Source organism: Brevibacillus jepli (assembly GCF_047229145.1).
GTDB lineage: Bacteria > Bacillota > Bacilli > Brevibacillales > Brevibacillaceae > Brevibacillus.
The window spans coordinates 36,045-48,653 of the sequence record NZ_JBFEFW010000007.1 but is presented as its reverse complement, the minus strand read 5'-3'; the positions used below and the strand labels follow the sequence as shown (position 1 = coordinate 48,653).

Below are 12,609 nucleotides of genomic sequence, written 5' to 3'. Positions count from 1 at the left end.
AGAGATGGCGTCAAAACCATCTCTGCGAGTTCTAGTTCCAGTTTATTCAGTGGTGTTGGCAGTTACGATGTTAGAATGTGGCGATTCTCCGTAACTGTTGACTGCTGTAATGTAATAGTTGCTGCCGTTCGGTACTTCTGCCGCGTGTGTATAGCTTGTGGAAGAGACTGTACCGAGTAGCAAGTAGCCGCTTGCAGCATCTGGGCTAAAGTATACGTTGTACATCTGGTCAGCTGAGCCGCTACCTTTCCACTTAAGCTGCCAGCCGTTTGGCGTATTCTTGATGGACAAGGACTTCGGAGCAGAAGGTGGTGAAGCTGCATCCGTGTTTGAATTCGTTCCTTCTGATCCTTCCGATGGGGGAGTAGCCGTTCCATCTGGATCTGTTTCACTATTTCCGTTATTTTCGCTCGGATTTGGAATGCCAGTGTCTGTGCCTTGATTTGGATCAGGCAGTTGCCATGTCTGTGTTGAACCGACAGAAGCGATCGCAGAAGGTTGCGATTCATTGCCGGCGATATCTACAGAAGTGACATAATAGCCCAAATCCCCTTGGGTAGCGGTTGTGTCCGCGAAAGTCAATTCTGAAGGATCTTTCACCGTCGCTACTTTGACAAAGCCATTTTGTACATCGGCGCGGTAGATGCGATAACCGACCAAGTCAGCTTCTTTGGCTGATTGCCAGGTAAGCGTGATTTGCTTGCCTGAACCAGTAGCCGTTACACCGCTTGGTGAAGATGGCGTACCACCCTCCTCCGTGCGAGGGTCTTCCTTGTCAGGCAGGCGCTGCTCCCAATCTGGTGGTTGGGTGGCGACCCTGCTGTTTTTCGCTTGAATCTGCTCCTTGGTAGGCAGTGGATCAGGTGAGCGGTAGAAGACGCCTTCGGTAACGAAATCCTCAGGTGTTCCTTCCTTCGCCAAATAGCGTTCGCCATTATACGTAATGAGGCGTGCTTTTTGGTGTGTATCGTCCACTTTCGTAGGAACGAATCGGCTGTTGAATATATCTGTAATTAAATGGCCAGCTTCTTTCGATAGCTCACTTGGCAAAAGGCCTGATTTCGAGTCAACAGTCGCGCTGACAATTCCTGCTGGTTTTTTGAAGGATGAGTCTGGCGGTGAAAGGTTCGGGTGCTTTGCAATGACATCCTTCATAACCTTACCCCAAACGACCATGGGAACATATTTGTCTGCGTCTGGCATTGGATACGGCTCGTCAAAGCCAACCCATACACCCATGGACAGCTCTGGTGTATATCCTACGAACCAGAGGTCATTACTGTTATTCGTCGTACCGGTTTTACCCGCCACATCGACTTTGCGCGGCACGTATTTGCGGACGTGTGTACCTGTACCGTTATTGACGACAGAACGCATCATGTCTGTGATCAAGTATGCTGTCTGTTCGCTGTACACTTGCACTGGCTTGGTTTCATGGCGATAAATCACTTTGCCGGTGTTGTCCTCAATTCGATCAATCAGATAGGCGTCAACGAAAGAGCCGTGGTTAGCAAATGTCGCATAGGCGTTCGTAATTTCCTCAGCAGTTGTTCCATAGGTAAGTCCGCCAATTACGCCTGTTGCTGCATAGTTATCGGCATCGACCAATGTCGTGATACCCATTTTCTTCACGTATTCGAGTGCCGTTGGAATGCCAACTTTCAAATACGTTTTGATCGCCGGAATGTTCCAGGACATCCGCAGAGCTTCACGGGCACTCATAATCCCTTGCCATTTGTTGTTCCAGTTCTTCGGTAGATGGGAACCGTTCTGGCCGTCAGCGAGTAGCACCGGAGCGTCATCGATTGGAGAAGCTGGCTGCAAGAGTCCCAGTTCAAAAGCAGGAGCATAAGCAGCGAGAGGCTTCATGGCCGAGCCGGGCTGGCGTGGTACGGTAGCGTGGTTCGTTTGTTCGACCTTGAAGTCGCGTCCCCCGATCATGCCGAGGATTGCTCCTGTTTTGTTGTGAATCAGCATTGCACCGACTTCTTCCAGTGCGTTCTCGATTTTCTCTGTTTTGCCGTTAGAGCGTCGAATCGTATAAGTACGATTTTTACCGAAGTTTTTCGGATCAGCTGCAACAGCCTGCATGATGTCATAGACACTCTTGTCGATCGTGGTATGTATCTTGTACCCTTTTCGGAGAATATCGCGACGTTTATCTTCAACCAGCTGTCGGTATTCATTACGACCAATGGTTGATTTGTCGCGTCCTTTTTCCAAGAGATCAGCATCGACAAGTTGGCGAGCAGCGCGATCTTCAATTTCCATCATCAAGAAAGGAACTTCTCGATAAGCTTGCTGTGTCGGTTTGGCCAACTGTGCCTTCAAATCACTGGCGAGAGCTCCATCGTATTGGGTTTGTGTGATGTAGCCATTTTCCATCATGCGATCCAATACCATTTTTTGGCGTTCTTTACCGCGCTGATAGCTTTCTGCACGGAATGGAGAGTAGGCACCTGGGTTTTGAATCATACCCGCAAGGTAAGAGCCCTCAGCGAGCCCAAGCTCTTTTACATCTTTGCCAAAAATTCCTTTTGCGGCAGCCTGAACTCCGTATACGTTTGAGCCGTTGGCGTTTTTCCCGAAGTAAATTTCGTTCATGTAGGCTTCCAGTATTTGATCTTTGGAAAACATGCGCTCGATCCGTATTGCGCTGAAGATTTCTCGTGCCTTGCGTGTGTGGCTGACCTCAGCGGAGAGGATCGTATTTTTTACAAGCTGCTGTGTAATCGTACTACCACCTGTTACGACAGGCTGATTGGTGACATCCTGGATCGCTCCACGCATGGTGGATTGGAAAGAGACCCCAGAGTGGTGATAGTAGTTTTTGTCCTCAGTTGCGATGATGGCATTAATTAAATAGGGAGAAACGTCTGCTTTCTTCACCAAACGTCGATCGCCTTCTTCGGCACGTAATTGGCCGATGAGAGAGCCGTCGTTGTAGTAGGCGAATCCAGTCAGATAGTTAGTGAAGATCTTATTCTCCAGTTCCTCCTTGCTGCGCACAGGCTCGTCCTTCACGAGTGCGGCAACATAACCTGTCACGATTCCTCCCGCGACTGCAGCTCCCATTAGCCCTAGTACGAAGACGATTTGGAAGATGATCCAGAACGTCCTACCACGGCTTCTGCGTCGCTTTTTCTTCGCCGGTTCAGAGGAAGATGTGTGGTTATTCGACATAGTCTACGACCCCCTAGCATACCACCTGATTATACCATACGAGGAACCTAGAGGATAGAAGGTGAGAAGCGGATAGAAAAATGTCAAAAAGCGTTGAAAGCTGTCAAGCGTATTCATTTCGAAGACTTCACAGGAATGCGCAAAAGTAACAAAAAAAGAGCAGGCCAACAAGTGGCACTGCTCTTTCTTTATTATCCTAAGACGATTAACGGCTGTAGAACTCAACGATCAGAACTTCGTTGATTTCAGCTGGCATTTCTTCACGGTCTGGCAGACGAGTGAAGGTACCTTCAGCAGCAGCGTCGTTGAATGTAACGTAGTTCGGCAGGAAAGTGCGGCTTTCCAGAGAGTCCTTGATCAGTTGCAGACCACGGGACTTTTCACGAATGGAGATTACATCACCCGGTTGTACGCGGTAGGATGGGATGTTTACTTTTTTGCCGTTAACCAGGAAGTGACCATGGTTTACCAACTGACGAGCAGCTGGGCGAGTTGGAGCGAAGCCCATACGGTATACCAGGTTATCCAGACGGGATTCCAGCAATTTCATGAAGTTTTCGCCCGCTACGCCAGCCATTTTGTTAGCTTGGTCGTAAGTGCGGCGGAATTGTTTTTCGTTAAGGCCAAACATGTGGCGCAGTTTTTGCTTTTCTTGCAACTGGATTCCGTACTCGCTCAGTTTACGACGGTTGTTGTGACCGTGTTGACCAGGAGGGAAGTTGCGTTTGATGTCTTTTCCTGTACCATCGAGGGAGATACCCAGACGACGGGCAAGTTTGTGACGAGGTCCTGTGTAACGTGACATGTATTCATTCTCCTTTAATGTGGATTCGCAGGTGTTTACTTCCGGCAGGTTAGTTCCTTCTTTATCTACACGAACTTCGGACGGTAGCGTTTCCGCATCGTGCTCCTCACAGATGGTCAGCCGCAGTCTGTAAAGGGAGGGAACTAAGAGGGTATATCCTTCCGTTTTTACCTACAATCAATGCTACCCTGTACACATACATTCAATAATACTAGGCGAGATATAGTGAAGTCAAGGAAAAGAAGAGCGCCATTCGCCGCAAGAAGTGGGACGAATGGCGCTTTTTGGGATTATTTACGCAACAGAGTAGACGGATCTTGTGAACCCCGTTTTTCGAGGAAGCGGGTAAACGTGATCGCTGCATCCGCACGAGGGACAAGGCTTTGTGGCTGGAACTTCTGCTTGTCAGCTGGAATGATGCCAAGCGTTGTCGCAATAACGATAGAGCCACGGTGTTTCGAATTGGCGATGTCTGTGAACTGTGACTGGAACATGTCAGGGAAGTCAGTTAGCTTTTTGTAACCGAGCGCCCGCACAATCATGTCTGCCAGCTCTTCACGCGTAATGGTCTCATTTGGGTTCAGCTTGGAAGCATTCTTGTCAAGAAGGCCGCGGTCGACAGCGCCTTCTACTGCCGAGAAGTAGCGCGAGCCGTTTGCTACGTCGCTGTAAGTTGCCTTGCGTTCCATAGAGTACTCTGGATAGTTTCTGCCTTGATTGAGGCTGATCATGAGCATTTCGATCATTTCGCCGCGCGTGATCGGTTTTTGCGGCAGGATATTGCCATTTTCTAAGGAAAGAGCGTCATATTCATACATCAGCAAGAGTTCCTTTTCCGCTGGATGTCCTTTTAAGTCGGCAGGAGCAGGGCGGTGCAGGGTAATCACGTTTCCATTGACATTGGAGCGCCAATCGCCAGTGATTGCGTCTAGGTAATACGGCTGCTCATACGATGTAGCCGTCGCCCGATAAACGATCTTGGCTGAGCGCTTCGGTATGAAGGAAGGCTGCTCTTCAGCCCGTTTGGTATCTTCAGGACTAAGGGGTACTAGCGCATAAATCGCTTCTACTTCGCTTTCTGTCCACCATTTATCGCTGGCCTCGTCTCCTGATAAATGCTTGGGAGCTTGCGCCGGGTATTCTTCTTTGCCGACAACTGAGCTATAGGACAACAGCTCTCCCGTCTCTGTGTCAAAAGTCAGATGGGCCGAACCGCTCGCTGCTTCCATTCCATTTACAATACGGTGGAATTGGAGATAAGTACGATCCGAATCGGAATTGTTTTTGTCCTCCTCAGATTGATCCATCCAATAGAGCTGATGAGCCGTAGTCGGTGTCCATTTCCGAATGTACTCGCTGGACTTTTCCTTCATTTTTTCTATATCTGGTTTTTTGGAAGCTTTTTGTTGACCTTTATAGATGCGGAAATCTTTGTTGAATCTATAAATGTCTCCTGTCACGGCATCGATCGCAACGTATGCGTAGCCCTCTTTTTCCTTGCCTTTTTCTGCGAATTCGAGGTCCCAGACAGGTCGGTTTCCATCATAGTCCCTTTCATTGTAGTTAGCCGAACGCAGCTCATAATTGGAGAGATTCAATGCTTTTTCCGCGGATTTGACAGCCCCATCCTGTGTAAGAGCCTGACCACTGTGTCGGGCCGACAGACTAGTGCTGCTTACAGGGACAGGTTTTTGCGCCGGTTTTCGTGGAGTTAGTGATTGAGTCATCGCTTCTCCAGTTTCAGCATCGATGTAGAACGTAAATGGATTCATGTAGCCTAGTTGCGGCTTTTTAACCTCCCTGCGATCGTACGGCAATAAGTAAACGGGCTTAGGTTGTGCCAACTCTTTGAAAAGCTTTTCTGCCTCCTCTTGAGAGAGATTACTGCCTGCTTTCTCGAACTTGACATCGTTCCATGACAAGGAGTAATTCGTTACAGTACCGGAGCCATCTACTGATACATCTGCACCATTATCGGGAAAGAGGACTCCATCGACGACTCGGACAAAGCGGAAATTATAAGAGAAATCCGAATCTAGTGGTGTTTTTGGCTGAGGTGTATCACGCGAATAAAGTCGTGTCTCTTCTGCTTTTTCAGCATTGTTCTTTTCGAAAAAAAGCTGTGCCTGCTTCTTGGCTTCTTCGTAGGAGACTCTTTTCGCATACGGTGTAGAAGAGGCATCTTCCGCATATCGAGAATAGGAGGTCAACTCCCCGGTGTTGGCGTTGATACCGACGCTGTATGAAAGTAGCGTTTCTCCACTGTCCGCATCTTTTTTCACCCAACTAAATGACCACTCAGGAAATGGGCGCCAGGTGTCCGCCGAACGAAACGACACATTCTGAACCATCATCCCAGCGGTAGGCACGATTTTTGTGGCGAGCTTCAGAGCTGCTTCTTTGGACAGCTTCACATTGCTTGCAGCAGCTTGTGCCACGATATCTGCTTGTGCTGTAGTGTTTGCGATTTTGGTGGTACTCATAGCAGGTGATTGTGCATGCGCTTGTGCTACAGGCAGCAACAGACTAGCGGATAGAACAAACGAGCTAGAACGAATGATCCAAGGTTTCATAGGAACCCCTCCAACGATGTCAAATTCTTCTTATCACCTCTGACGAGAGGAAGTAAGAGATCGTTTCAGTTCAAATCCATAAAAAAAAGAGCCTAGTATTTGCAGAAAGGAATGAAATATAGGAATTTTGTACCAAATGTTTTTTTATCAATCTAGAATTGTGAACATGCATCTTATATAATAAAGAATACTATCCATAGAATACGTAAACGGTAAGGAGATAGAACGTCTTGGAAACCATCATGTATCTCATTCGTCATGGAGAGACGGAGTGGAATCAGATTCGTCGTATACAAGGTCACAGTGACATCGCATTGAACGAGCTCGGTGTACGTCAGGCCGAGCAAGTCGCAAACAAGTTCATGGGCGAGGCGATTCACGCTGTTTATTCTAGCGATCTTAGTCGAGCACACGAGACGGCTGCCAAGATTGCTGGAAACTTCCAATCCGTTGTTTCTACGCGGCCAACCTTGCGGGAGCGCTGCTATGGGCAGTGGGAGGGACTCACTTATGAAGAAATACGTGAGCGCTTTGAGAATCAGGATGAAGCCTCCTGTGGGATTGAGACGTTTGAAGACATGCAGCGACGTGCTGTAGCGGCCTTGACAGAAATAGCAGGGAGCCATCCAGGTGAGGCGATTGTCGTTGTTTCGCATGGCGGTCTCATTAATAGCTTCTTGCATTATGTGACGGTGGGGGAACAAGGTACGGGCATCACACGTATCGATAATACCGGCATTACGATTTTTCGGTATGTAGATAGCAGGTGGGAAGTTCTATCCGTAAATGATACAGACCATTTGAAAGCTTGAGAAAATGCTGAGAGAGGGAGTTTCTCGTGTCAAGTAAAATGTTGGGGAAGTTAGAGACAGTCTTTTCCTACACGGCCCATTTTATCTTACAATCTTGGCCGGAAAAGCGCCCAGGCATCCTTTTCTTGACAGATTCCGGGGGGCGTGTAATCAACTTCATGGAAATGCAGGTTGGTCAATCTCGGAATTCTCAAGGGCTAACCTTGCAACATGATGTATCGAATGGCAAAGTCTTTGATTTTATTTTGGAGGCACAGGGTTCCAAAGAGGTCGTAGTAACAACGAAAAGCGAGAACATTTGTGGAGCCTTTCCTTTGTGTGAAGACGATGGAAGGGTTCGTGCTGTCATCGGCATGATTGCGCCCAAAGACCAAATCGATTTCGATTTGTCATCCTACATGCGCGGGCTGGAGCCATTGATTCGCATGGGATATGATGCTTATATTCAACACGTCACAAGTCAGATTGTTACGGATTTGACGTTGCATGATACGACCAGAGAGCTGTTGCAAAGCTTGACAGGTCAGATTCGTGATATCATCCAAAAAGGTTATTGTTCGGCTGTGAAGCTCACGGACAATGCCACGTTAATTCCACAGGAAAGTGTCACAACACAGGAAGCCGAGGTCGGACAATCACACATTGCTCAGCTGGTGACGAGATTCGGTACGTCGCCGATCATGCCATCCATCCTCGATAACCACAGGCTTGTCGTTGTTCCTGTGTCACTGAACCAAGCCCCACTCTATGCACTTTTTTTGCATTTGCCGCCTGAAGAGACAGATTGCTTCTACGATGAACGAGACGTTGCCTTTTTGCAGGAGATAGGAGCGAAGGCAAGCTGTGCGCTTTGGCGTTCGATCATGTCGGACGACCTGCGCCGTGAAGCGAGCAAGAAAGATTTACTGTACCAGTTGATGTCGAAGATTCAAGCATCGATTGATGTGAATGACGTTTTGCATGAAATCGTAACGAGTATTCCTAGTCTTTATCCGTACTTGTCCGCAGAGCTTTTCCTGACGGTTGAGCCCAATGCTACAACACCAGTCAAACAGCTTTCTTTCCAGGAAGTAGAGCCGTCTACCAGTACCAAGGCTTATCTGGAAGGACGACTCATTGCCGAAGACTTGGGCGAAGGGGAGCAGCAGGTGACGGTGATTGCAGCGCCACTCTTGGGCAAGCAAGGTATCTACGGCGTTTTGCAAGTCACGTCCGATCAGCGAATCACCTTGAATCAGCATGAAAAGGACTACATCTCGATCTTGGCGGATACTGCTGGAACGGCTTTTGAAAACGCCCAGCTCTATCAGCAATCGCGTAATTTGATTCGAGAATTGCGTTTGATTAATGAGATGGCACGTCAATTGAACAGAAGTCTTGATTTAAAGGAAATTCTCGATTTTGTTACGACCATGATGCGGGCAACATTTGATGCCGAGTTTTGTGCCATTTTGCGAAAAACGCCAGGAGAGGATTGCTTCGATGTGCTCTCGTCCTCGCTTCCTGCGTTTAATGGCATGGTCATTGACGCTACGGAAAAGCCATTTCAGCAAATATTACAAAATAAGCAGGCGTTGTTACTGGCTCAGCCAGGTGCAGGACCACTGCCCTTTTCGCTCTTTTCGTGTTGTTCACTCATGGGTGTTCCGCTCGTTGTCGAGGGAGAAATCAGTGGAGTACTTCTAGTCGCAGATTCCCGGTATCATTTTTTTAGTTTTGATGACTACAAACTACTCGAAATATTTGGCCAGCATGCGAGCTTGGCGATGACTAACGCCGTCCTTCATAATGAAATGGAGCGGATGGTCATTACCGATAATTTAACTGGCCTGTTTACAAGAAGGTATTTAAATGAACGAGTAAGAGGCTCCTTGCAGAAAGACAACTACGGCTCGTTGATTTTGATCGATATAGATTATTTTAAAACGGTGAATGATACATTTGGCCATCAGGTAGGGGACGAGGTATTGATTCAGGTCTCCAATCTGATTCGACATAGCATCCGCGATAGTGATATCGCAGCAAGATGGGGTGGGGAAGAGCTCGCTGTTTATTTGCCGCGAGTGGACAAAAACACCGCGCATGCCGTGGCAGAACGCATACGGGAATGCGTCGAGCAGGAGACCTCACCACAAGTCACGATCTCATGCGGACTCGCGAAATGGAACAGAGAAATGGACGTAAACCTGAGTGTAGAAGCTCTGTTTCATCAAGCCGATATCGCTTTGTATGAAGCCAAAAATTCCGGTAGAAATCAAGTTGTTCTCGCCTAGAGCCAAAACAATGGCTCTTTTCTCTTTTCGGAAAAAAAGGCACAAAACTTGAGGGGTAGATAAAAAATGACAACGAATAATGGTAAGCAAACGATCGCAACACAAGTGGCATCCGATATTTTTTGTCTGGAGATTCCCACGCCTTTTGATGTGGGAGCAGTGAACGTCTACCTGCTAAAAGGTGAGCGCTTGACCCTGATCGATGTTGGTCCATTGACCGACGAGGCGTGGGCGGCCTTGACAGAAGGCTTGGAATCGATCGGAGTAAGTGTGAAAGACATCGAGCAAGTCATACTGACGCATCATCATGTGGATCATTGCGGCCAGCTGGAAAAAGTAAGGCAAATATCCGGGGCGAAAACGTATGCCCATCCGCAGGCCACTCCTTATGTACAGCAGGATGAGGAGTTTATGAAGTTCCATGATCAGTTTTTTGAAGATCTGTACATCAAGAGCGGTTTACCTGACAAAATGATGATCATTATCGCCAAATTTCATAAGCTGATGAAGACGTTTTCGGCACCAAGCCAGATTGACTTCCATCTAAAGCATGAGCAGAAGGTTCCGTATCTGGAGGACTGGCAGGTACTGTATACACCAGGACACAGCCAGAGCCATCTCTCGTTGTATCGGGCAAAGGATCAGGTATTGATTGGTGGAGACCATATCATCAAGCATATTTCTTCCAATGCTTTCATTGAACCTCCTCGGGATCGCTCAAGCACGCGGCCGCTTACCTTGATTCAGTATCGCACGGCACTGCAAATGTGTGCGGATATGGAGATTGAACAAGTCCTCAGTGGACACGGTGAGCCTGTCTATAATCATCGAGAGCTCGTACTCGCTCGTTTGCAAAAGAACTGGCAGAGAACAGACACACTCCGCAGGCTCCTAGCAGATGGGGAAAAGACGGCTTTTGAACTGAATGCTCTTCTTTTTCCGGCCTTGTACCAAAAGGAATTGCCATTGACGATATCGGAGACGCTGGGGCACATCGATTTATTGATGATTCTCCATCAGATTGAAGTGAGAGAACAGGATGGCATTTTGTATTACCACCTGTAAAGCCTGATCGTGCAAGGGAAGCTGCAATCAGAATAAGCCCTTTCCTCCCCGGAAACGCTAAAAGGGACTATTACCCTGCGCGCACCCAGTTGCGGCTTGCCCAGGGTAGCCGAGGGAGGGAAGCATCTATGCAGAAGAAGTATTGGACCATTTGCGTGATGGCTCTTGTGTGTACAGTTGTGGTAGGTGGCTGTAATAATATGAGTGTGAAGCAAGATCCGAGTACGACATTTGAGCAGGTGCGTGACAAGTTTGACTCGCAGAATTCGTATGCGTTCTACGGTCAAACCAAGCTGTTGACGGCGAACAGTTCCAACGCGAACATGGTTAACTTTTCGGGGCGAAAAGATGGAGATGCTGTCTACATGAACGTGAAGCTCTCTGTGCCAGAAGAAAACCGGGTGGATGACGTTTCTTTGCTGCGACAAGGGGAGAAGCTGTACACCAAGGATGGACAAAACGAAGGCTGGAAAAATGTTGCAGGGGATAGTCCTGCCTTGCAGCAAGAAATGAACAACTGGAGCCCCATCGCTTCCTTTCAGCAAATCGATACGATGAAACGAACCGTCCGTATGCTGCCCGATGAAAATCCGAATGATGACTTTGAAGCGCTAGGCGTTGTATTGGACTCTGCAAAACTAAAAAGCTGGCTTGTTGCACAAATGCAAGAACAAACGAAGCCAGGCGCAAAAATTCAAGCGATACCAGGGCGAGAAAAACCCTACATACCCAAACTAAAGATAGCGATGTCACTCTCTGAGGGCAACTGGAGGGGAGTGCCAGCTCGACAATCGGGTTCAACGATTCAATCCAAGAAAAAGGTGGATATAAACGAGCTCGTGAACCAGATGGAAGTGGAAGCGGAGTACACCATTCACTACAACAAAAAAACGAAGCTGCCAACCAATCTGACGATGTCGATTCGATCTTCGTATGATTTGAATGATCAGCGTGTAAAAGAGCATTCGCAAGTCGAGACATATTTGCAGCAATATGGACAAGTAACCCCGATCCCGGCTCCAACGGAAACGCGCAAATAAGGGGTAGGAGTAATCATGTGAGACGTTCCTTCTCACCGACTGACAAGGAGCGTCTTTTTTCTGTCAGGGAAAATCGAAATGTTGGGTAACTTGTAAGTAGGTTTTTACGTACTTATTATGTGGAATAAAGTAGGAAAGAGCGGTTTTTTTCGATAGAACCCGCATGACGAGAAGGAATACTGGAAAACATTGTCGAACTTACAACAAGACTATCTTTTTTCGTCGAATAATCTGTACAATGGGAAAGATGCCTGATGGATCAGACGAAAATGCGTATTTTGTCCGCAGCAGCGAAGCTTTTTGATATACACGGCTACAAAGGGACCTCCGTAAGACAAATTGCCTCTGTTGCTCAAGTAAATTCCGCGCTGATTTCCTATCACTTCGAAGGGAAGCAAGGGGTCCTGGAGACGCTGATTGCTTCTTACTTTGAGACGTTGTTTCGCTTATTGGAAGAACTGGATAACGAACAGGAAAGCATCCCTGCCTATCAACGATTGGAACAAGTTGTGCAGCTGTATTTGCGATTTCAGTGTGAGCATGCGCCTATTACGCGCTTGATTCACCGTGAGCTGAGCGTGGAATCTATGCTTGCACGTGAAGTAATGACGCTATATATTAGCCGATGGAAGCACGGGCTTTCGCGTGTACTCGAAAGCGGAGTCGTTTCGGGTGAGTTTCTACCCGTCTCTATTGATCGTACAGTACTGGCGATGACGAGCCAGATGATATATCCATTTTTGCAACCACAAATGGTTCGGCAGGTCTATGATCTGGAGCCATCTTCCGAGGAGTTCGTCCAATGGCTGCAAACCTCGATCATGTGTTATCTGCGAGGTTCTTTGCTGCCCGCTTAGG

General features: G+C 47.7%; 8 protein-coding genes. 5 read left to right on the top strand and 3 right to left on the bottom strand.

What is annotated here, in order from left to right; all coding sequences use genetic code 11:
* Window positions 1-42: 42 nt before the first annotated feature.
* From AB1L17_RS09490 to AB1L17_RS09480, 3 genes are all read right to left on the bottom strand, one after another.
* Window positions 43-3,183, bottom strand: coding sequence for a transglycosylase domain-containing protein (locus AB1L17_RS09490; RefSeq protein WP_412844698.1), 3,141 nt, complete (start codon window positions 3,181-3,183; stop codon window positions 43-45).
* Between the two features lie 205 nt (window positions 3,184-3,388).
* Window positions 3,389-3,988 (bottom strand): 30S ribosomal protein S4, encoded by a 600-nt coding sequence (rpsD, locus tag AB1L17_RS09485; protein WP_412844699.1) that lies wholly within the window; start codon window positions 3,986-3,988, stop codon window positions 3,389-3,391.
* Window positions 3,989-4,278: 290 nt separating this feature from the next.
* On the bottom strand, window positions 4,279-6,561 hold the full coding sequence (locus AB1L17_RS09480; RefSeq protein ID WP_412844700.1) for a YcdB/YcdC domain-containing protein: 2,283 nt from the start codon (window positions 6,559-6,561) through the stop codon (window positions 4,279-4,281).
* A 230-nt stretch (window positions 6,562-6,791) separates the two neighbouring features.
* On the opposite strand from AB1L17_RS09480, the gene AB1L17_RS09475 reads away from it, so the two are divergent.
* The 5 genes from AB1L17_RS09475 to refZ all read left to right on the top strand — a co-directional run bounded on the left by AB1L17_RS09475 (window position 6,792) and on the right by refZ (window position 12,608).
* On the top strand, window positions 6,792-7,373 hold the full coding sequence (locus AB1L17_RS09475) for a histidine phosphatase family protein (RefSeq protein ID WP_412844701.1): 582 nt from the start codon (window positions 6,792-6,794) through the stop codon (window positions 7,371-7,373).
* Window positions 7,374-7,411: 38 nt separating this feature from the next.
* Window positions 7,412-9,646 (top strand): sensor domain-containing diguanylate cyclase, encoded by a 2,235-nt coding sequence (locus AB1L17_RS09470; RefSeq protein WP_412844749.1) that lies wholly within the window; start codon window positions 7,412-7,414, stop codon window positions 9,644-9,646.
* 66 nt (window positions 9,647-9,712) lie between these two features.
* Window positions 9,713-10,711, top strand: coding sequence for an MBL fold metallo-hydrolase (locus AB1L17_RS09465; RefSeq protein ID WP_412844702.1), 999 nt, complete (start codon window positions 9,713-9,715; stop codon window positions 10,709-10,711).
* Window positions 10,712-10,839: 128 nt separating this feature from the next.
* On the top strand, window positions 10,840-11,751 hold the full coding sequence (locus AB1L17_RS09460; RefSeq protein WP_412844703.1) for a hypothetical protein: 912 nt from the start codon (window positions 10,840-10,842) through the stop codon (window positions 11,749-11,751).
* A gap of 254 nt (window positions 11,752-12,005) precedes the next feature.
* Window positions 12,006-12,608: a forespore capture DNA-binding protein RefZ gene (gene refZ, locus AB1L17_RS09455; RefSeq protein ID WP_412844704.1), complete on the top strand. Its 603-nt coding sequence runs from the start codon at window positions 12,006-12,008 to the stop codon at window positions 12,606-12,608.
* Window position 12,609 lies beyond the last annotated feature (1 nt).

Coding starts and splice junctions, on each gene's coding strand:
- AB1L17_RS09490 (WP_412844698.1), bottom strand. CDS start 3,183: ATGTCGAATAACCACACATCTTCCTCTGAACCGGCGAAGAAAAAGCGA.
- rpsD (WP_412844699.1), bottom strand. CDS start 3,988: ATGTCACGTTACACAGGACCTCGTCACAAACTTGCCCGTCGTCTGGGT.
- AB1L17_RS09480 (WP_412844700.1), bottom strand. CDS start 6,561: ATGAAACCTTGGATCATTCGTTCTAGCTCGTTTGTTCTATCCGCTAGT.
- AB1L17_RS09470 (WP_412844749.1), top strand. CDS start 7,412: ATGTTGGGGAAGTTAGAGACAGTCTTTTCCTACACGGCCCATTTTATC.
- AB1L17_RS09465 (WP_412844702.1), top strand. CDS start 9,713: ATGACAACGAATAATGGTAAGCAAACGATCGCAACACAAGTGGCATCC.
- AB1L17_RS09460 (WP_412844703.1), top strand. CDS start 10,840: ATGCAGAAGAAGTATTGGACCATTTGCGTGATGGCTCTTGTGTGTACA.
- refZ (WP_412844704.1), top strand. CDS start 12,006: ATGGATCAGACGAAAATGCGTATTTTGTCCGCAGCAGCGAAGCTTTTT.